This window comes from Arthrobacter russicus (genome assembly GCF_031454135.1).
Taxonomy (GTDB): Bacteria; Actinomycetota; Actinomycetes; order Actinomycetales; family Micrococcaceae; genus Renibacterium; species Renibacterium russicum.
This window is the reverse complement of the sequence record NZ_JAVDQF010000001.1, coordinates 3020456-3041943: the sequence shown is the minus strand read 5'-3', so window position 1 is coordinate 3041943 and position 21488 is coordinate 3020456. Positions and strand designations below refer to the sequence as shown.

At 64.6% G+C, this 21488-nt stretch carries 15 protein-coding genes; 6 read left to right on the top strand and 9 right to left on the bottom strand.

Translation table 11 applies throughout. The features are described 5' to 3' along the window. Positions 1-22: 22 nt before the first annotated feature. The 4 genes from JOE69_RS14100 to JOE69_RS14085 all read right to left on the bottom strand — a co-directional run bounded on the left by JOE69_RS14100 (position 23) and on the right by JOE69_RS14085 (position 7360). Positions 23-3958, bottom strand: a complete 3936-nt coding sequence (locus JOE69_RS14100) for a DUF4011 domain-containing protein (protein WP_374709715.1) — start codon at positions 3956-3958, stop codon at positions 23-25. 317 nt (positions 3959-4275) lie between these two features. Next, positions 4276-5868: a glutamine-hydrolyzing GMP synthase gene (gene guaA / locus JOE69_RS14095; RefSeq protein ID WP_309799727.1), complete on the bottom strand. Its 1593-nt coding sequence runs from the start codon at positions 5866-5868 to the stop codon at positions 4276-4278. 149 nt (positions 5869-6017) lie between these two features. After that, complete coding sequence (locus JOE69_RS14090) at positions 6018-6497, bottom strand: DUF3817 domain-containing protein (protein ID WP_309799725.1); 480 nt, start codon at positions 6495-6497, stop codon at positions 6018-6020. Beyond that, positions 6494-7360 carry an SURF1 family protein gene (locus JOE69_RS14085; protein WP_309799723.1) on the bottom strand — a complete coding sequence of 289 codons (867 nt, stop codon included), beginning with the start codon at positions 7358-7360 and terminating at the stop codon, positions 6494-6496. The genes JOE69_RS14090 and JOE69_RS14085 overlap by 4 nt, the downstream gene beginning before the upstream one ends. 132 nt (positions 7361-7492) lie before the next feature. Here JOE69_RS14085 and JOE69_RS14080 point away from each other — a divergent pair, with 132 nt between their 5' ends. From JOE69_RS14080 to JOE69_RS14060, 5 genes are all read left to right on the top strand, one after another. Continuing rightward, complete coding sequence (locus JOE69_RS14080) at positions 7493-9202, top strand: ABC transporter ATP-binding protein (RefSeq protein WP_309799721.1); 1710 nt, start codon at positions 7493-7495, stop codon at positions 9200-9202. Positions 9203-9218: 16 nt separating this feature from the next. After that, positions 9219-11000 carry an ABC transporter ATP-binding protein gene (locus JOE69_RS14075; RefSeq protein WP_309801309.1) on the top strand — a complete coding sequence of 594 codons (1782 nt, stop codon included), beginning with the start codon at positions 9219-9221 and terminating at the stop codon, positions 10998-11000. A 71-nt stretch (positions 11001-11071) separates the two neighbouring features. Further along, on the top strand, positions 11072-12157 hold the full coding sequence (locus JOE69_RS14070) for a serine hydrolase domain-containing protein (RefSeq protein ID WP_309799719.1): 1086 nt from the start codon (positions 11072-11074) through the stop codon (positions 12155-12157). 2 nt (positions 12158-12159) lie between these two features. Continuing rightward, positions 12160-12531: a hypothetical protein gene (locus tag JOE69_RS14065; protein WP_309799718.1), complete on the top strand. Its 372-nt coding sequence runs from the start codon at positions 12160-12162 to the stop codon at positions 12529-12531. Between the two features lie 34 nt (positions 12532-12565). Beyond that, positions 12566-13201: a DUF3887 domain-containing protein gene (locus tag JOE69_RS14060; protein ID WP_296365551.1), complete on the top strand. Its 636-nt coding sequence runs from the start codon at positions 12566-12568 to the stop codon at positions 13199-13201. Between the two features lie 26 nt (positions 13202-13227). On the opposite strand, the gene JOE69_RS14055 is transcribed toward JOE69_RS14060, so the two are convergent. The 5 genes from JOE69_RS14055 to guaB form a co-directional block, all read right to left on the bottom strand. After that, positions 13228-13716 (bottom strand): PTS sugar transporter subunit IIA, encoded by a 489-nt coding sequence (locus JOE69_RS14055; RefSeq protein WP_309799714.1) that lies wholly within the window; start codon positions 13714-13716, stop codon positions 13228-13230. A 13-nt stretch (positions 13717-13729) separates the two neighbouring features. Next, positions 13730-15466 (bottom strand): glycerol-3-phosphate dehydrogenase/oxidase, encoded by a 1737-nt coding sequence (locus tag JOE69_RS14050; protein WP_296365600.1) that lies wholly within the window; start codon positions 15464-15466, stop codon positions 13730-13732. A 240-nt stretch (positions 15467-15706) separates the two neighbouring features. After that, the gene (gene glsA / locus JOE69_RS14045) at positions 15707-17521 is read right to left on the bottom strand and encodes a glutaminase A (RefSeq protein ID WP_309799712.1); all 1815 of its coding nucleotides are present in this window, start codon (positions 17519-17521) and stop codon (positions 15707-15709) included. A gap of 44 nt (positions 17522-17565) precedes the next feature. Beyond that, positions 17566-18693, bottom strand: a complete 1128-nt coding sequence (locus JOE69_RS14040) for a GuaB3 family IMP dehydrogenase-related protein (protein WP_309799710.1) — start codon at positions 18691-18693, stop codon at positions 17566-17568. Between the two features lie 111 nt (positions 18694-18804). Further along, positions 18805-20322, bottom strand: coding sequence for an IMP dehydrogenase (gene guaB / locus JOE69_RS14035; RefSeq protein WP_296365559.1), 1518 nt, complete (start codon positions 20320-20322; stop codon positions 18805-18807). A 189-nt stretch (positions 20323-20511) separates the two neighbouring features. Between guaB and JOE69_RS14030 the strand changes: the two genes are divergently transcribed. After that, a complete protein-coding gene (locus JOE69_RS14030) occupies positions 20512-21486 on the top strand; it encodes a DUF389 domain-containing protein (protein ID WP_309799707.1) in 975 nt (324 codons plus the stop codon). The last annotated feature ends 2 nt before the right edge of the window (positions 21487-21488 follow it).

Here is a 21488-nt window from a genome sequence, read left to right as displayed (position 1 = left end):
GACCGGCGCGACGCCGGGCAACTCAACCCCAGTGCGGAGGCTTCTGCTCGCGGAGCCATTCGTCGTGGTTGGCTGATTCGGCATCGCCCCAAGCCCGCGGATCGTCCTCTGCGGCCCGCTGCGGCAAAACCGGCTCCGCAGCTGCCGTACGGGCGGTGTTTTTCTTTTCGTCCATCTGAGCTTCCTGCGCCGGGGTCGGGCCGGATTCGACGCCGAGCAACGACGGCAAATCGACGTGGTTCAAAGAACGGTCCAGTCCGAGGTAGCCGCCGATCCGGTCGGCACAAGCCGAAGGGTCCGTGAACACCTCGATGGTCCACAACGGCATGTAGCGCCAACCCCGTTGTTCCAAAAGCTGCGGGCGCAACCTGCTGCGTTCTCGGACACTCATCTGCCGATAACGCCGGGAACCATCCGATTCCACCGCCACGGGCGTCGGAATTTCGCTGTCGACCGAGCCCAGATACCTGATCGGATCAGCGGCCGCGACGATGTCGATGACCCCGTCGTAGTTGTACCAGACCCGGGCATCCCTGGCCCGGAGCCGATCCGCCAGGTCTGCCACCAACGGATCGTCCTCCAGGCCCTGGCCTGCGGCCAACGTGTGCGGCACCGCCGCTCCGGTGACCGATGCGCCGCCCAGTTCCCGTTCGAGCAGCTGATAGAAGTCTCGGGCCCCGTAGTTCAGTTTCGCGGTGTCCAAATCTTCCGGCTTGAAGCAGCTCAAAACCGTCAAATGCTCCCGTGCCCGAGTCATCGCGAGCGCGAACTTGCCCCGGCCGTCCGCCTGCGACAGCGGACCGAAGCTGTGCAGCGCCCTGCCGTGCGGAGTCCGCCCGAAGCCCAAAGAGAAGATGATCCGGTCCCGCACGAGTCCCGGTGCCCGGTCCAGATGGACCACCCGGAACGGCGTATCCGAGGTATTGGCGAAAAATTCCTGGAGCTCCGGGTGGTTCGCCAAATTGAGCCGGATCGCTTCGGCCACCCGCGCGGCATGCCTGGCGCTAGCCGTAATCACGGCCAACGAGGACCGCGGATGCACTCGCGCGGCTTCGAAGACCAGGTCGACCACCCGGTTCACTTCGGCGGCCACAGACTCGACGCCTTCGCTGTCGCTGCCCGGCAACCCCGTGCCATCAGCCAGATACTCGACACTGACCGCGCGATCCAGACCGGTCACCGCTTTGCCGTCCGGCAGCAGCCGCAAGGCACCGTCGTAGAAATCCTGGCTCAGCTGAGCGCTCAGATCCTCATCGATGCTGCGGTAGCTGCGTCGGAGCTGGACCTTCGGCCGGATGCGGGCCAGGGCATCGAACACACTGACCAGGGGTTTGGCATTTCTCGGCAGGCTGCGCGCCGCCGTCGATACCGCGAACGGGGCCGGGCTGAGCAGACGATCATCGCCGAACGCGACCACTTGCCGGGCCCTAGCCAGAGACGGCAACGCCGACTGGATCGAGACCGACTCGGCATCCAGGAAAATCACCGCATCGAACCGCTTGCCTTCGGGCAGCACGGTCGGAGCGATCAGCGGGCTGGCCGCCCAGACCGGTACCAATTGGTCCACCAACTGCCCGGCATGCGCTTCGAGCAGGTCCAGGCTGATCCGGCCGTCCTTGAGCACATTGCGCAAGAATTCGCTTTCCCGACCACGACCGGTCACCAACTCACGCCATTTCGAAGCCAGATTCCAGCGCAACCTCGATGGACCGGAAACCACATGCGCCTGGTCCGCCAACCGGAATTCGGCTTCCAACCGGCGCAGGCTTTCGCCGTCGGACATCGCCAAGTAGTCGTCACCGCTGATCATTGCCTCGAGTGCCGACTGCCACCAGGCCAGTTCCAGCTCTGCCCGGGTCTGTGCCGGCAGCACTTCCCGCGCGGCCAGATCGTCGAGCAACTCGCCGAGCCCGTGCTCCCGCATGTTCTCTTCCAGCAGCGTGCGCTCCGGAAGGTTCTCCAGGGTGGCTTGGTCGTCGGCCAAATCGATCAAACGACGCACCAGCGCCTGGTGTTCGACGTCTTCCAAGCCGCCGCCGGCCGCAGTGCGCTCCAGAGCCGCGCCGAGCTTGAGCAACTCGGCAGCCAGACCGTGGTAGCGGTTCCGCAACTCGGCGAGGCCCGAAGGCACCGCAGGATGCCGTTGCGTCGTGGCGAACGCCGCCCATTGCTGACGTTGTTCCTGAACCAGCAGCAATGACTCGTGCAAGTCATCGATGTGCACCCCGGGCCGCACATATTCCCGGGCCACCCGGCGCAGCCGTGATCGCTGCATGGAAGGCATTTCCAGGTTGCGGTCCCGGCGCCAGGTAGCGCTGGCCGTGGCGGAGATCAGGTCATTGACCGGCCGGTCGAAAATATCCGGCATGAACTTGTCCAGGCTCTCCCGGACCGCGATCAGCAACTCCAGCTGTTCGCCCCACTGCGCAAAGGTGTTCCCCCGCCGGATTTGCGCGTAATCGGAGACTTCTTCCATCTTCTTCGCGAAGGCCGGAAGGCTTTCGCTCAGCGAACTGGCCAGTCCGTGCGCTTCCTCGGTCTCCTTGCGGGTGACCAACCGCGCCCCATGCCAGGGACTGCGTGTCGAGGAGGCGCTGAAACTGCCCAGCTCCGCCGCCCGGCGCAGCCGGCCGCCCAACTCGGAACGGTCCTTGATCGCGTCCAGGACGCTGCGTTTGAGCCGTACCGTCGTCGCCGGAGCCGGCTGGATCGAGGTCAACTCGGCCAGTGATTGCATTGCCTGGTAGGGCGAACATCCCCAACGCGGCCGGACCCCGTGCAACGAAGCAACGTGGTCGATCAACTGGTGCCGTTGCGCCACGAGCGTGGTATGCAGGGTGTCCAGCTTGGGCTGCGTCGCTTTTTCGTTCCGCACGATGGCCCGTACCAATTGCGACTTCAATTGCTGCGGGCTGCTCTGCGCGCTCAGTTGCAACACCATGCTGTCCAACGCGAGCCCAGCGAAACGCTGGGTCAGCTCATTCAGCGTGGAGCGGCGTTCGCACAGCACCAGGACGTTTTTGCCGTCGTAGGCCAAGGCCGCGATCGCATTCAGCGCCGTTTGGGTCTGGCCGGTACCGGGCGGAGCAGCGACTACCAGGGATTCTCCGGAACGAATCGCATCGATGGCGAGTTGCTGCTCCGGATCGGCATCGAGGACTTGGAATTCGTCTTGCGGCGAGCGCTCGTCCAAAGCCGGGTAGTCCGAGGCCTTGATCTGCCGCCCTGGTTCTGCCGGTGCAGCATCGCCGGCGACTGCTTGCAGCAACTCGCCGACCAGGCCCTCCCCGGAACGCAATGCCGGATCGTCCAGGTTTTCACTGATATCGGCGAAACTTCCGGCGAGCAGACGGTGTTCGATCGTCACGCCTGGAATCGTGGCGGTCAGGATCCGCAAATGGTCGAGTACCGGCCCCGGATCGAACCTCGCGGTGTTGTAGGCCAGCCGGGCCACTGCCTGGGCATCGAAACTGATCCCGTACTGTGCCTGCAGCAACCGGACCAACGCCGGATTGATCTTGGCCTGACCGGTGAGCTGGAGTTCGTAGTCCTCCTGTCCGGCCCGCGCGCTGAGCGCAACCGAAATCAACATGACCGGTGCGCTGATCGTGTGGTGGGTACCGCTGGCGGACGTTCCCCAGCCCACGGTCCCGGCAGCCAAATAGCCCACATCGACGCCTCGGTCGGAGCCCAGTTCCTGGACCTTGGCCCGGAGCGCGCGCGCCGCCTGCATCGCTGCGGAGAGCTGTCCGGGATCCCGGATCAGCGTCGAGAGCCGGGTCTTCCGGCCGGCCAGGAGCTGAGCCAATCCCGAAGGGTGGGCGTGCGTCAAGTCGACGCAACCGGCACCCCGGGGATCGAAATCGAGCAAGGTATCCGGCCCGCTGAATGGTTCCAGGGCGTCAAGCCAGGCGCGCAGTTGCTCAGCGTCTGCCGGCTGGCTGGCGTTCTCTGACACGTGGCCCTTCTTCTCTACCTTTTGGCTCTCTGGCTTCTTCTCCGCTTTGGCCGGTTTCTTGCCCGGCCGCGCCTCCGTGGGCCGTTCCTTCTTCCCGCCCGAAGGCGGCGTCGCGGCCGGCGTCGAACTCGAATCCGCCGGTTGGGCAGATTCGGCAGATGCCGACGACGGCCCGCCTAGCACTGCTCGTTGCAATCTCGACCATACCGGCATGATTCTGAGGCTAACCGGTTAGTTCACGATATCGGGTATGGCACACGGACGCGAGCCGAAAACATTGCCTGTGACCTGGCACAGTCCGGGCACTGCCGCGCGGCTCACTCCCACTCGATAGTTCCCGGCGGCTTGCTGGTGACATCGAGGACCACCCGGTTGACGCCGTCGACCTCGTTGGTGATCCGATTCGAAATCCGGGCCAAAAGGTCGTAGGGCAATCTCGACCAGTCCGCGGTCATCGCATCTTCGCTCGACACCGGGCGGAGCACGATCGGATGGCCGTAAGTGCGCCCGTCGCCCTGTACGCCTACGCTGCGCACGTCGGCCAGCAGGACTACCGGCATCTGCCAAACCTCATGGTCCAAGCCGGCCGCAGTCAGTTCGGCACGCGCGATCGCATCGGCCTTGCGCAACAATTCCAGTCGATCAGCGGTGATCTCGCCGACGATCCGGATGCCCAAGCCGGGTCCGGGGAACGGCTGCCGCTGCACGATCTCGGCCGGCAGACCCAATTGCGCGCCGACAGCCCGCACTTCGTCTTTGAACAATGCGCGCAACGGCTCGACCAAATCGAACTGGAGGTCCTCCGGCAGACCGCCCACATTGTGGTGGCTTTTGATGTTCGCAGCACCCTCCCCGCCGCCGGATTCGACGACGTCCGGGTAGAGCGTGCCCTGCACCAGGAATTTGATCTGCTGGCCGGCCTGACCCGCCTGCTCGACCAAAGTCCGCTCGGCCTCTTCGAAGGAGCGGATGAACTCCCGGCCGATGATCTTGCGCTTGGTCTCCGGATCGCTGACTCCGGCCAAGGCGGTCAAGAACCGATCGGCCTCGCGGGCGACGTAGAGGTTCACCCCGGTCGCAGCCACGAAGTCACGTTCGACCTGCTCGGCTTCGCCTTCGCGCAGCAGCCCATGGTCCACGAAAACACAGGTCAACTGATCGCCGACGGCGCGCTGCACGAGCGCTGCGGCTACCGCCGAGTCGACGCCGCCGGACAATCCGCAAATCACTTTCCCGGTGCCCACCTGGGCGCGGATCCGTTCGACCTGCTCTTCGATGACATTGCCAGTAGTCCAGTTCGGCTCGATTTTGGCTTCGTTGAAGAGGAAGTTCTCCAACACCTTCTGGCCGAAATTGGAATGTTTGACTTCCGGGTGCCACTGCACGCCGAAAAGGCATTTCTCCGTGTTGGCGAAGGCTGCCACCGGAGCTCCGGACGTGCTGGCGAGGACCTCGAACCCGGCGGGTGCTTCTTGCACCGAGTCGCCATGGCTCATCCAGACGTTCTGCTGGTCCGGGGTGCCTGCCAGGATGGAGCGCGCAGCACCGATTGACGTGACGTCGGTGGCTCCGTATTCGCGCAAGCCGGTCTTGGCCACGGTTCCGCCCAGAGCCAGGGCCATGGCTTGGAATCCGTAGCAAATGCCGAAGACCGGCACTCCGGCCTCGAACAAGTCGGCACCGACCGAAGGGGCTGCCTCGGCGTAAACGCTTGAGGGCCCGCCGGAAAGGATGATCGCGGCCGGGTTCTTGGCCAGCAACTGCTCCGTACTGAAGGTATGCGGGACGATCTCCGAGTACACATTCGCCTCGCGGACCCGCCGGGCGATCAATTGCGCATACTGGGCGCCGTAATCGACAACCAGGACCGGGCGGTGGGAAGTCTGCGCATCGGCAGCGGGAATAGTCACCCGACAATTCTAGCGAACCGTCCGCCTGCTTTTTACCGGGCCGCCGCCGGGCATTCCAGCCGGACTCGGAAGCCGGAATCACGCCCCGCGGCTGTGGAACCCGATCGAGTCCGCCCGGCGGGCACGTGGACCGGCGGCGGGAAACCGGCTCAATAGCGTTTCGACGCCTGCGGGTTCGCCGCGATCTCTTCGAGCGTCTGCGCATGGATCCGGCGTTCCACGAAGAAGGACAGCAACGGCACCACGCCGCCCAAGGCGATCAGGATGAACTTGCTGAACTTCCAGCGCATCAAGGACCACAACCGGAAATCGGCGATCAGGTACACCACGTACATCCAACCGTGCGCGATCAGCACCGCGGTCGAAAGGTTGAACGATCCGGTCACCGCGAAGGAACCGTCCGGCCCCACTTCCACGAAGCCGAAGCCGTGCGGCTGCCCGGTCACGGTGTTCGTGCCGCCGACCAGCAGAACCAGGTTGAAGACATAACGCAGGATCACTTCCGCGGTGAGCAGCAAAAGCATCGCACCGGTCAGGTACGCGAGCACTTTGTAGAACCCCAGCGCGGATCGGATCTGCGCCACCGTGCCGCCGAATCGCCGTTTGGCCGGCCGTTGCGGAGAACTCACTGTTGCACTTCCTTCGTCGAAATGTTTGGCCCGGCAGTGGCGGCCGCTTCACCGGCTGGCTGCGGATCGTCGTCGAAATCGTCCTCGAACTCCGGCTCGTTTTCGCGCCGGAAGTCGTCGGCGACCAGACGCCACCAGAGGAACACCGAGAACCCGGCGAAGACGATCCATTCCACCGCGTAGAAGAGATTGAGCCAATTGAAGTTCTGGTTCGGCGGCTGCGCATCCACCGAGATCCCCTTGAGGTCGCCCGGCACAGCGTGCGCTCCGACATCTCCGGCCGGGCCGATTTCGCTGAACGAAACCACGAATCCCTGGTAGCTGCTGACCTGCCAGATATTGATCAGCTCCGCGGTGGAGAGCACCGCCAGCTGTCCTTCCGGCAGGTTCTTGGCAACCACCGGGGCTTCGGCCGGGATCAAGCGCCCGGTCAACGTCAACGGGCCCGACGGCGCCGGGCGGGCTTGGGCGGGATCGGCAATCCACCCCCGGGCCACTGGAATCACCGTGTACGGAGTCGCTCCGGCGCCTTGCAGCACCGGTGCACCGTCGACCACGAAGGCGTCGACCACCCAGTAACCCTTTTCGCCGTTCTGCAGCCGGTCCCTGATGATCGCCTGCTTGCCCGGCTCGAATCTGCCGGTCATGCTGACCACATGGTCCGCCGAACTGGCGAACATCGTCTCCCCCGGTTTGAAGATCGAGATCAGCGGTTTGACCTCCTCGGTGGTCACCGTGGGCTGCTCCGCAGTCTGCGTGGACCGGGAAAACTGCCACTGGCTCAGCAGCACGAAAACCGACGAGATCACCAAAGCCAACAGCAACGCGGCGATCCAACGGGGTTTCAGGGCGGTTTTGAGCACAGGTTAAAGGTACTTCGTCCGGCTGTAGAAAACCGAACTGAGCCCGGCTCTGGCGGCAGCGACACAGCTTGGGCACAGATTCTGGAAAATACTAGTGTCATCTCGGGCGGCCTGGGACTAGGCTGAATTCTTGTGCGAACCTACCCCTACCCGATCAAAACCTCACCGGACACCCGTTCGCCGGCGAGGTATTTGTTGTGGTTGGGCAGCCTCCAGCTCCCCTCGCTGATCGGCGGAATCGTCTGCGGTTCGATCTGGTTGCTGGCTCAGGCGACGATGCCCTTGGTACTTGGCCAGACCATCGACCGCGGAATCCTCGGCAAAGATTGGGGTGCCTTGCTGGCCGGCGCCGCGGTGATGCTGGTGTTGGGCTTGGTCCAGGCGATTTTCGCGGTGCTGCGGCACCGGATCGCGGTCTCCAACTGGCTGCAGGCGGCCTACCGTTCCGTACAGGTCATCGGGCACAAGATCACCCGTACCGGCGACGCTTTGCCGTCTGCGATCTCTACCGGGGAACTGATCAACACCGCGGCTTCGGACGCCGTCCGGATCGGCCAGATCTACGATCTCACTGCCCGGCTTTCCGGCGCAGTGCTCTCCTACCTCCTGGTCTCAGTGCTGATTTGGAACATATCCTGGCAGCTCGGGCTGATCGTCCTGATCGGCGTCCCGGTCTGCTGCGCCTTGTTGCTTTTCATCATCCGGCCGCTGCAGGCTCGGCAACGCGAACAACGGGAAATGGCCGGAAAGATGACCGCGGTCGGCGCCGATACCGTGGCCGGGCTCCGGGTGCTCCGCGGCATCGGCGGGGAGCACATCTTCGTCGCGCGCTACCGCAGTCGCTCCCAGGAAACCCGCTTCAGTGGCAACAAAGTGGCCCGTTCCGTGGCGACCCTGGACGGAACGCAGCTTGTGGTCACCGGGGCTTTCGCGGTGCTCTTCACTTGGCTCGGCGCCAATCTGGCAGTCAGCGGCGAAATTTCGGTGGGCGAACTGGTTTCGCTCTACGGCTTCTCGGTGTTCCTGGTCACCCCGGTCCGGATCCTTGCCGAAATGGTGTCCGCCGTGATCCGCGCTTTCGTCGGTGCGCGGAAGGTGGTCGCCGTCCTGAGCACCGACCCAGCCTATGCCGACCAAGGCAGCACACCCCCGCCAAGCGGGGCCGCACCGTTGCGAGACACCGCGTCTGGAGCCGTGATCCAGCCCGGAAGGCTCACTGCCGTGGTCAGCTCCGATCCGGCCGCATCCACGAAGCTGGCCGAACGGTTGGGCCGATTCGACGACGCCGAACTCGCCGAGCACCCGGTGTACTGGGCGGAAACCGATCTGCGCCGGATCCCGGTGGCCAGCATCCGGGAGCGCATCGTGTTCAGCGAAGCCGACCCGCAACTGTTCTCCGGATCGTTGCGCGAACTTCTGGACCCGCGCGGCCGGGCTTCGGACGAATCGGTTCTGGCCGCGCTCGAAGACGCCGGCGCGCTGGACGTATTGGACGGCCTGGACGAGGGCCTGGACCATCAAGTCACCGAGCGTGGCCGCGGATTCTCCGGCGGGCAACGGCAACGCTTGGCCTTGTGCCGCGCCTTGCTCAGCAATGCGGAAACCCTGCTGCTCGCCGAACCCACCAGCGCGGTGGACGCGCACACCGAAGCCCGGATCGCTGCCCGACTCCGCGCCGCCCGGAGCGGCCGGACCACGCTGGTGACCACGGCGAGTCCGTTGCTGCTCGGCGTCATGGACGAAGTGCTCTTCCTGGTCGACGGCCGGCTCGCGGCCAGAGGCACGCACCGGGAGCTGCTGAGCGTCCCGGAATACCGGACGGTGGTGATCAGAGGTGAGTGAAAACGCTGCGGACGAGTTGGCCGCGGAAACTGCACCGCGCCAAGACCCGGCGAGTCTGGGCGACGGGAAGCTGCCGGTCTCCGACCAAGCCCAGGTCAAACGCGAAGCCGTCAGACTGATCAAACAGCACCGCGCCGCGCTGCTCAAAGTAGTCGGGCTGTTCGTGCTTGCCGCCGTGGCCGGGCTCGCCGGACCTGCGCTGCTGCGCGTCCTGATCGACGACATCAGCGCCGGGACCACGCTGGAACACGTGATGCTTTTCGGCTTCCTGCTGATCGGGTTCGTCTTGCTGCAGGCCGTACTGCAACGGTTCGCAGTGGCTTCGAGCATGATCCAGGGCGAAAAAGTCTTCGCCCAACTGCGCGAAGAGTTCATGGAAGAGGTCACTTCGCTGCCGCTCTCCACGGTGGAGAAGGCCGGGACCGGAGATCTGGTCTCGCGCACCACCAATGACGTCGAAGCCGTGTCATTTGCGGTTCGCTTCGCGGTTCCGCAGATCCTGGTCAGCGCAGTGACCTTGCTGCTGACCTTGGGGGCAGCGCTGCTGATCTCGCCGATCGTGGCCGTGGCCCTGCTCGCGGGAGTTCCTTTGCTGGTGCCGGCGACCCGTTGGTATTTGAACCGTTCCACGGCCGGATACGCGGCCGAACGCGAAGCCTACGCCGTGATGAACGGGGCCATTTCGGAAAGCATCGAAGGCGCCCGGACGGTGGACGCGCTCAGCCTCGGGGCGCAGCGCAGGAAGAAGATCGACGCCGGATTGGCCGGCGGTTTCCGCGCCGAACGGTATACCCTCTGGCTGCGCAGCTGGCTCTTCCCGATCACCGAGTTCGCCTTCTGGCTGCCGGTCGCGGTGGTTTTGGTGTGGGGCGGCTGGCTGGCTTCGCAGGGCATCGTCACCGCCGGAGTGGTCGCAGCGGTGGCGCTCTACGCCGTGCAGTTGGTCGATCCGGTGAACACCTTGATCATGTGGCTCGACGAGCTCCAGGTGGGTGCGGCCTCGCTGGCCCGGATCACCGGCATCAAAGAGGTGCCGGCAGACCGGAGCGCAACCGATGCCGAGCCTGTGGACCAGGACATCGTGATCCGCAACGCCCGTTATGCCTACCGGCCTGGGCACGATGTGCTGCACGGCATCGACCTGGTGCTGCGCCGTGGTGAACGGCTCGCCGTGGTGGGCCCTTCCGGTGCCGGAAAGTCCACCTTGGGCCGGCTGATCGCCGGAATCCATCCGCCCAGTGCCGGCAGTGTTATGGTCGGCGGGGTTCCGCTGGTGGACCGCCCCTTGGACGAGCTGCGCCGCGAAGTTGCCCTGGTCACCCAGGAGCACCACGTTTTCGTGGGTTCGGTCGTGGACAACGTCCGGCTCGGCCGCGACGAAGCAACCGTGGACGAAGTCGAAAAGGCATTGGCCGACGTCGGCGCGCTGGACTGGGCCGCCAATCTCCCGGAAGGGCTGGAGACCGAGGTCGGCTCCGGCGCCTATGCGCTGACTCCGGCGCAGGCCCAGGAAATCGCCTTGGCCCGGCTGGTCTTGGCCGATCCGCACACCCTGGTGCTCGACGAAGCCACTTCGCTGATCGATCCGCAGGCTGCGCGGGACTTGGAACAGTCGCTCAATGCCGTGCTGGCCGGACGCACGGTCGTCGCGATCGCGCACCGATTGCACACCGCGCACGACGCCGATCGGGTCGCGGTGGTCGAAGGCGGCCGGATCACGGAGCTCGGCTCGCACGAAGAGCTGCTCGCGCTCGGCGGCTCCTATGCCTCGTTGTGGGACTCCTGGCGGACCGAGTAGGACGTCGCAACCCTGATTACAAACGTAAATCTTTTCTTGACATATTGAATATGTAAATTTATTCTTTACGCATGAACAATGTCGGATTGCCATGGTTGCGTCGACGATGGATCCCCTTGCTCGGGTCGGTCTCGCTGATCGGAATCCTTCTCGCTGCAGCCCCGCTGCCCCAGCAATTGGAAGTCTTTTCTGCCGGAAACAAAAGTTTCGCGGCCACCGTGAAGCCCCAGCTTCCCGGCGGAGTGGGCAAAGTTTGTGCCGCAGTCCTCAATCAGGATCGGCAGGAACTCGCCTGTTTCGGTGCGCAACCCGACAGTCGGTTCGAAATCGGCTCTTTGACCAAAACGTTCACCGCCATGTTGCTCGCGGACGCGGTAAACCGGGGCGAAGTAGCGCTCGATACCCGGTTGGGTGAGCTTCTCGATGTGGGCCAGAGCCCCGCGTCGACAATAACTCTGCAGGAGCTGGCGACGCATACCTCCGGGCTGCCCAGGCTGCCCAACTCGCCAGGTTTTTACACCGGGGCGTTCTGGGCGACTTTGACCGCCGGAAATCCGTACACCCAAGATCGTCCGTCGCTTCTGGGCTATGCCCGCGAAGCGGCGCTGAGTGATCGGGGAAGCTTCGGCTATTCCAACTTCGGCTTCGCCTTGCTGGGCGAAGCCCTTGCCGCGCGGGCCGGAACCGACTACTCCAGTCTGGTCCGTGATCGCATCACCACGCCGTTGGGTATGACGAACACCTCGGTGGCTGCCTCCTCATCCACCGGAACCGTGCCCGGGTACTCGACCTCATTCCGGGCTGCCGAGCCATGGATCATGCACGCGTTCAGCCCGGCGGGCGCAATCACGTCGACGGTGCAGGATTTGGCCAAATATGCGAAAGCGATCCTCAGCGGAACGGCGCCGGGGATGAACGCCTTGGAACCGATATCGGCTATTCCCGGCGGCGACCGCATCGGATTGTCCTGGCTGACCACGGAGCGCAACGGCCGCTCGCTGAGCCACCACAATGGCATGACCGGCGGATTCGCCTCGATCATGGTCCTGGACCGGGAAGCCGGTTACGCCGCCGTGCTGATCGGGAACGCAGCGATAAGCCTGGACGAAGCCGGGTTCGCACTGGTCGCCAATGCCGCTGCAGAGTTGCGGAAATAACCATGGACTTCCGCACCGTGCTCCTCTGGCTGCCACTGGCGATCGGCCTGGTCGCAAGCGGTTCCGCCTGGTGGCATTTTTACCGGTCCGACACGGCAGAACCTTCGCTGAAGGTGCTCAGCCGAGCCCTCGAAGCATTCGCCGTCGTCATCTTCAGCCTTCTGGTGAGCGATTTTTCCGTGGTTCCGTTCTGGTCCTGGTGGATCTCCGCAACGATCCTGACCGCCGCCTTCGGCTGCATGGTCGTGCGTTGGCCGCGGTTGGCCGCAGCACCCGAAACGCCAAGACGGCGCGGCATTCTGCCGGCCGCCGCACTCAGGTTCAGCCTCACGCTCATCGTCTGCGCATTGCTCGCCGTCGTTGCTTCCTGGTGAACGCGCTTGCCTGGCAGGGCCCTAGGATGGACGCGTGAACGACATCGATCCACCGCCGCCGGTTCCCAAGGTGCAGGCCGCCGCCGCCGAGCTGCAGAGGCTGCTGGACGTATCGCCATTTTCCCTGGTCGCCCGGGAAGCCCTGCACACGGCAGAACGGCTTCAGGCAGAGGCCGAGGCGACCTTGGCGTACGTGGTCAACAGCGCACGCGAATCCGGCAGCACCTGGCAGGACATCGGCACGGTGTTGGGCATTACGCGACAAGCCGCATTCCAGCGGTTCGGCTCACCCGTTCACCCGGTCTCCGGGAAGAAGATCCCCAGATTGAGCAATGCGGACGCGGTCAAAAAGACGATCGAGGTCTTCACCCGCTACGCCGAGGGAGACTGGGCAGCCGTCCGGGACGAATTCAGCGAAACGATGCTCGAGACGATCAGCGAACGCCAGCTCGAAGAGGTTTGGCTGATCGCGGTGACAAGCTCCGGCCAATTCGAGAAAATCGATGAAGTCAAGGCCAGACGCGCCGGAGCCATGCAGGTGGTCGAAGCGGTCTTGCAGTTCGAAGCAGGGAATTTCGCCGGCCGCATTGCCTTCGGCGACGCCGGACGAATCCAAGGCCTTCTAGTCTTCGACCCCGAACACACGGAGCAGGGCCGGTTGCCTTTTTGACTGCGGCACGACTTTGCTCCGCCCGGTCAGTGATCGAAGAACACCAATGATGAATTGATCAGCTCCGCGATCACTTCGGCGTCGTGCGCCCGGCGCAGCGACTCCCGGAAATTCTCTTTGAACAGCGACCGGGCCAAAGTGGCCAGCACCTCCAGATGCTGCGAGAACGAGCTCGCCGGGGTCCCGATCAACAAGATGATGTTGGCCGGCCCGTCTACGGCGCCGAAGTCCAGGGCATGGCCGAACTTGGTGATGCCCACCGCGATCGTGGTCTCGGTGACGAACTCGCTGCGCGCATGGGGCATCCCGATCCCGCCGGGCAGGCCGGTGGCCAGTTGGTGCTCCCGGGCGTTGACCTGGGCCAGGAACCCGGCCAAATCGGAAACCCGGCCGGCCGCGAACATCTTCTCCGCGAGTTGGGCGGCGGCGTCCTCGCGAGTTTCCGCGACCAACTCCAGGATCACCAGATCCGGTGTGGTCAGCAGGCCATCGTAACGTTCGAAAGGCACGTTCATCCTCGGATCTGGCTCATTCGCCGACCACGTCTTCCACAGCCAGGCGCACCGCGTCCGCCGAAGCGTCGTCGGGCTGTTCCTGGCTGAGCAGCTCGGCCTCGACCCGGGCCAGATACTTCTTGGTCTCGGCATCCTTGACGGCTTTGCTCCAGCCCAGGATCGGCGCCAGCAGATCGGCGACCACCGGGGCCGCAGCGACGCCCCGGTCCCAGGACTCGATCGAAATCCGGGTACGCCGGGTGAGCACATCACTGACGTGCAGCGCGCCTTCATGCGTGGCCGCATAGACCACCTCGGCACGCAAGTAGTCCTCCGCCCCCGGCAACGGCTCGGCCAGGCTCGGATCGGCCGCGATGATCGCCAGAACCTCAGAGGTCATCGAACCGTAACGGCCCAGCAGATGCTCCAGCCGCGCCACATGCACACCGGTCTCCTCTGCCGTCCGGTTCCGCCGGTTCCAAGCCGCCTGATAGCCGACCGCGCCGAGCAGCGGAATGGTCTCCGTGCAGCTTTCCGGAACCCGCTCGTCGAGCGTCCGCACTGCCTCGTCGACGGCGTCTTTGGCCATCACCCGGTAAGTGGTGTATTTGCCGCCGGCCACCACGACCAGCCCCGGCACCGGGTGCGCCACCACGTGCTCCCGGGAGAGTTTCGCGGTGGAATCGTTCTCGCCGGCCAGCAATGGCCGCAAGCCGGCATAGACGCCCTCCACATCCTCGCGGGTCAACGGACGCTTGAGCACCTTGTTCACATGGCCCAACACGTAATCGATGTCCGCAGCCGAAGCCGCCGGATGCGCTTTGTCCAGCTTCCAATCGGTGTCCGTGGTGCCGATGATCCAGTGCCGGCCCCACGGGATCACGAACAGCACCGATTTCTCGGTGCGCAGGATCAGGCCCACCGTGGACTGGAACCGGTCCCGCGGCACCACGAGGTGGATGCCCTTGGACGCCCTGACCTTGAGCTGCCCCCGGTCGGTGACCATGGCCTGGGTTTCGTCAGTCCACACGCCGGTCGCATTGACCACTTGCTTCGCGCGGATCTCGAACTCGCCGCCCTCCACCAGGTTCCGGACTTTCGCCCCGACCACGCGTTCACCTTCGCGCAGGAAATCGACCACTTTGACCCCGTTCACCGCTTGGGCCCCGTAGGAGGCTGCCGTGCGGACCAGGTCGTTGACCAGTCGGGCATCGTCGACTTGGGCGTCGTAGTAGCGGATCGAACCGACCATGGCATCGTCTTTGAGGCTCGGCGCGGCGCGCAAGGTGCCCCGTTTGCTCAGATGCTTGTGGAACGGCACACCACGTGAGTTTCCGCTGGTCAAGCCCAGCGTGTCGTAGAGCAGGATGCCGGCACCGACATATGGGCGTTCGACGAAACGCTTGGTCAACGGATAGAGGAACGGCACCGGGCGTACCAGGTGCGGCGCAATCCGCTGGATCAGCAAGCCGCGTTCCTGGAGCGCCTCCTTGACCAAGGCGAAATCGAGCATTTCCAGGTAGCGCAGACCACCGTGGATGAGCTTCGACGAACGGCTCGACGTCCCGGAAGCCCAATCGTTCATCTCCACGATGCCGACTTTCAGCCCACGGGTCACCGCATCCAAAGCCGCCCCGGCGCCGACCACGCCGCCGCCGACAATGAGCACATCGAGCTCCTGGCCCGGTTGGTTCGTGGCTACGAGCTCAGCCAGAGCAGCAGCACGGAACTCCGGGCTCAGCTGCCCGCCGGGATTCTGGTCTCCAGGAATCCGGTCATTGCGCGCCGAGCCGGACGTCGACGCGGCTGAGCTGGCCGGCTTGGCTGAGCTGGCCGGTTTGGCTGAGCTGGCCGGCTTGGCTGAAGTCGCCGGCTTGGCTGAAGTCGCCGGCTTGGCCGGGCTGGCGGTGCTGCGGGAACGTGGCGTTGGCACAGGGATCTCCTCAACAGTGGCGGACAATTCCACAATAGTTCCCTCAGCCCATTAACGGCAGCGGCCGGTTGGCTCCGGTCAGTTTCCGAGCCGGACCGCCACTTCCTGCAATCTCCGGTCCAACGACTCATAGCCGCCGCGGGTCAGGGCACGCCAGAGCTTGATCGCCAGGTCCTTGTTCATCTCCTCCAAGGCGGCAATCGCCGTAGCAGGCAGGAACAAAGTCTCCAGCCGACCCACCGCGGTCAATTCGACGCCGCCCGCCCGGGCCCCGATCAGCGCCGATTCGCCGAAGGTCGCACCGGGGTTGACGCTGGTCAACCGCAATCGGCGGCCATTGGAGGCGGTTCCGCTGGAGATCACTTGCCCTTGCACCACGAAGAACACACCCGGGAAACTCTCATCCGGACCGAGGACCCGTTCACCGTCGTCGAACACGCGTTCCAGCATCATCGAGCGCAAGTCCAGCGCATCGGCATGGTCCAGCCCTTCGAAAAGCGAACTTTCGAAGATCCGGGCATGTTCCGGCGACTCGAAGGAGGTGCCGAAAGCGGTCAGGATTTTCGCTTCGCACCATTCGATCGCGTCTTGCCGGGAACCGAAAACCCTGGCGCCGGGCAGTTCCGGCGGCAGATCCACATCGCCCAATTTGCCTTCCGGATCGACCAGCAGCAACTCCCGGTCTTCCAACGCCAATCTGCTGTGCAGTTCGGCAATCATCTTCTTGGCGACCTCGGAGACCTCGTCCACCCGGAGCAGGTCCAAGACCACGTAGCGGACCTCGGCTTCGAGGTCGGAGACCGCACGGACCACGCTTTCCGCCCCGGAGAAGAGCAGGTCACCGGCAAGTTCGTAGACCCGGGCAATCCCACCGTGCTGGTTGAACACCGCCCGGGATTCCTCGCTGCGCCTGGACCCCGAGGGCGAGTCCGCCACCGAGTAGGAGCAACGCACCGCGGAGCGCCCGGTCCGGCCGGCCCGGACGAAATGCATCTGCAAATCCTGCGACAGCCGCCGGCAGACCTCGACACCGCGCACACTGTTCCCGTGTTCGTCCAAAGGCGGCGAGAAAACCGCCACGCCGATCTGCCCCGGCAGCACCGCGATGATCCCGCCGCCCACGCCGCTTTTGGCCGGCATTCCGACGTGCGTGATCCAGTTTCCGGCGCCGTCGTACATGCCGCTGGTGCCCATGACGCTGAGCACCCGTTCCACCACATCGTCGGTGAGCAGGCGCTCCCCGCTGATCGGGTTGACCCCGTTGTTCGCCAAGGTCGCGGCCATGATGCTCAGATCGTGGCAGGTGACTTCGAGGGAACACTGTTTGAAGTAATCTTCGACGATCGGGCTCGGGTCTTCTTCGATGATGCCGAAAGACCGCAACAAATAGCCGAGCGCCAGGTTGCGGTACCCCGAACTCTGCTCGGACTCGAAGACTTCCTGGCTGAGCGAGAGGTCCCGCCCGGCGAAGCCGGAGTAGGCGGCCCGGATCCGTTCATAACGGCCGGCCGCTTCGGGCAGCACCAAGGAAGTGGAAACGATCGCGCCGGCATTGATCATCGGGTTCCGCGGCCGCCCGGAACCAGCCGTGAGCGAGATCTCGTTGAACGCTTCACCGGACGGTTCCACATCGACCTTGCGGTCCACGGCGTCGAAGCCCTGATCCATCAAGGCGATCCCGTAGCTGAACGGCTTGGAAATCGATTGGATGGTGAACGGGTGCCGGGCATCGCCAACTTCGTAGGTGTAGCCGTCCGCAGTCGCCAAGCTGATCCCGAACAGCTCCGGCGAGACTCTGCCCAGTTCCGGAATGTAAGCCGCCGGCGCGCCGGCGGTGTTCTGTTTCCCCTCAGCATGCAGGTATTCGAGATAGCTCAGAATCGGCGATTTCATGTTTTTCCTTCCCCCCAAGGACTGATCTGCCGGAGCCTGCAGCCTCAGTAGGGCGAGACCACTACTTCGACGCGTTGGAACTCCTTCAAATCCGAATATCCGGTGGTGGCCATCGAGCGGCGCAATGCGCCCATCAGGTTCGAGCTGCCGTTCGAGTGGTGCGCCGGTCCGAAGAGCACTTCCTGCAACGGGCCGACGGTCTCCAGCTTCACCCGGTCGCCACGCGGCAGCTCCGGATGATGCGATTCGGCACCCCAGTGCCAACCGCGGCCGGGGGCTTCCTCCGCCCGGGCCAACGCGGTACCGAGCATCACCGCGTCGGCGCCCATCGCAATCGCCTTCACGATATCGCCCGAGGTGCCCATGCCGCCGTCGGCGATCACGTGCACATACCGGCCGCCGGACTCGTCCATGTAATCGCGACGGGCCGCAGCGACATCGGAAATGGCGCTCGCCATCGGCGAATGGATGCCCAGCGCCCGGCGCGTGGTGCTGCTGGCACCGCCGCCGAAGCCGACCAGGACGCCGGCAGCGCCGGTTCGCATCAAGTGCAGCGCCGGAGTGTATCCGGCCGCGCCGCCGACGATCACCGGGACATCGAGCTCATAGATGAATTGCTTGAGGTTGAGCGGCTCCTGGCCTTTGGAAACGTGTTCTGCGGAGACCGTGGTGCCCCGGATCACGAAGATGTCCACTCCGGCAGCCAGCACGGTCTTGTAGAACTCCTGCGTGCGCTGCGGGGTGAGCGCACCGGCCACGGTGACTCCGGCAGCCCGGATTTCCGCCAACCGGGAAGTGATCAATTCCGCTTGCACGGGCGCCTGGTAGATGTCCTGCAGACGACGGGTCGCGGCTGCGCTCTCGGTGCTGGATGCCAACTCCGAAATCTCGAGGAGCACGCTTTCCGGATCCTCGTACCGGGTCCAGAGCCCCTCCAGATCAAGCACCCCGAGGCCGCCCAATTCACCGAGTGCGATTGCGGTGGCCGGCGACATCACCGAGTCCATCGGGGCCGCGATCACCGGGGTCTCGAACTGGTAGGCGTCGATCTGCCAGCCAATCGACACGTCCTGCGGATCCCGGGTGCGCCGCGACGGCACGATCGCGATTTCGTCGAGGGAATAAGCCCTGCGTCCCCGTTTTCCGCGGCCGATCTCAATCTCGTAAGTCACCGCACCAGCCTACCGTGTCCCGCAGCACCGCATCCAACACGGCAACGCCTCCGAAATTGCCTGACGCCGCTGAAATTTCACCGGCGCCGGACAAAATCGACGGCGTAGTCCTCAGTGTCCGCCGTAGTTCGGCGCCTCCACGGTCATCTGGATGTCGTGCGGGTGCGACTCTTTCAAACCCGCCGCAGTGATCCGGACGAACTTGCCCTTGGCCTTGAGCTCCGGGATCGTCCGGGCCCCGGTGTAGAACATGGTCTGCCGCAGCCCGCCGCTGAGCTGGTAGGCCACCGACGAGAGCGGCCCCCGGTAGGCGACGCGTCCTTCGATGCCCTCGGGGATGAGCTTGTCATCACCAGAAACATCGGCTTGGAAATACCGGTCCTTGGAGTAGGAAGTGTTCTTGCCGCGAGTCTGCATCGCGCCCAGCGAGCCCATCCCCCGGTAAGACTTGAACTGCTTGCCGTTCACGAAAATCAGTTCCCCGGGGGCTTCCTCGGTTCCGGCCAGCAACGAACCGAGCATCACGGTGTCCGCTCCGGCGACCAGCGCCTTGCCGATGTCGCCCGAGTACTGCAGACCGCCGTCGGCGATCAATGGCACCCCGGCCGGGCCGGCGGCCTTGGCCGATTCGTAGATCGCGGTGATCTGCGGCACGCCGACGCCGGCCACCACCCGGGTGGTGCAGATCGAACCCGGTCCGACGCCGACTTTGATTCCGTCGGCACCGGCGTCGATCAGCGCTTGGGCTCCCTCACGGGTGGCTGCCTGACCGCCGATGACGTCGACATGCGCAGCCACCGGATCGGATTTGAGCCGGCGGATCATCTCCAACACGCCCTGCGAGTGTCCGTTCGCGGTATCGACGAACAAAGCATCCACGCCGGCGTCGATGAGCCGCATCGCGCGCTCCCAACCGTCGCCGAAGAAACCGATCGCGGCACCGACCCGGAGCCGGCCTTCATCGTCCTTGGTCGCCAACGGGTATTGCTCGGCCTTGGTGAAGTCCTTGACCGTGATCAATCCGCGCAACCGGCCGTCGTCGTCGACCAAGGGCAGTTTTTCGATCTTGTTCTTGGCCAACAGCTCGGAAGCATCCTCCCGGCTGATTCCGACCTTGCCGGTGACCAACGGCATTTTGGTCATCACTTCGTGCACCAGCCGGGTCGGGAACTCCGATTCGAGCACGAACCGGGTGTCCCGGTTGGTCACGATGCCGAGCAACCGGCCGGCACCGTCCACGACCGGCAAGCCGGAAACCCGGTAGCGGGCGCAGAGTTCGTCGAGTTCGGCCAGCGTCGCCTCGGGGCCGATGGTCACCGGGTTGGTGATCATCCCGGACTCGCTGCGTTTGACCCGGTCGACCTGTTCAGCCTGGTCGTCGATGGACAGATTCCGGTGCACCACGCCCAGGCCGCCCTGACGCGCCATCGCGATCGCCATCCGGGATTCGGTCACGGTGTCCATCGCGGCGGAAAGCAGCGGGGTCTGCACGGTGATCCGTTTGGACAGCCGTGAAGATGTATCGGCCTCGGAAGGGATCACGTCGGTGTGGCCGGGCAGCAGCAGCACGTCATCGTAGGTCAGCCCGATCAGGGCGAAGGGGTCGTTGGGGGTCTCATTCTGGGTCACAAGGTCTCCTCAGGCGGGGGTACCGGGTGGGGTTTGCAACCGATGGCCGGCGCGTGATTACGAGCTGGCCTGTGCGCTATTCCGGGATTGGATACATCCTAAAACGAAACTGCGACGGCGCCTATTCCGCGGGCCGCCGCTGTGATCGATTTCACCGTCCGGACTGCCGGGGCGGATAGAGTCAGTGCTATGACTCTGCAGTTGCGGGTGGTCAGTCCTCCGGGACTCACCGAACAAGTAATCGAACTGGCGACTGGACAACTCGGCACCGCCGAAGTGGCGGTCTTCAAGGACGCCTCGATCCTGCCGGCCGGGGACGTGGTTTCGGTTCAGATCGCCCGGGAAGCCGCCGGCGAATTCATCGAGAAACTCGATGCCTTGGGCATCCCGGAGTCGGGCTCGATCACCGTGGACACGCCCGAACTCGTGCTTTCCACCCGCGCCGAAGCCGCCTCGGAGGCTGCGCCCGGGGAAGGCGCCGACGCCATCATCTGGGATGAGGTCGAAAAGAACACCAACGACGATGCCCGGCTGTCCTGGAGTTTCCTGGCTTTCCTGGTCATCGCGACCCAGCTGGCCGGAATCGGCATTGTCACGAATTCCACCATTGCAATCGTCGGCGCCATGGTGGTCGGCCCCGAATTCGGACCGCTCGCCGGGCTCGCCTTGGCGATCGTGGACCGACGTTGGGCACTCGCCCGTCGGGCCGCCGCCGCGTTGCTGGTGGGATTCCCGGTAGCCATGGCACTGTGTGCGCTGGCAGTCTGGGCTTCACTCCCCCTGGGCTTCTTCGATCCGAATTCGATCAACCAAGGTGATTCCGCGGTGGAATTCATCTACCATCCCGGGCCGTTTTCCTTCATCGTCGCGGTACTCGCCGGAGCAGCCGGAATGATTTCCCTGATCGGCCGGAAGTCCGCCGTGCTGGTCGGCGTCTTCATCTCGGTGACCACGGTCCCGGCAGCCGGATTCGTCGCCGTGGCGCTGGTGCTCGGCGAGCCGGAAAAGGCCGCCGGCTCAGCGCTCCAATTACTGCTGAACCTCTTGGGCATCGTGGTCTCCGCGGTGCTGGTTTTGGTCTTCTACCGGCTGGTCCGGGCCCGGAGGCCGCACCCCGCGGAGTTCAGCAGCAATCCCTATCGGGCCGGCCACCGAGCGACATGAGC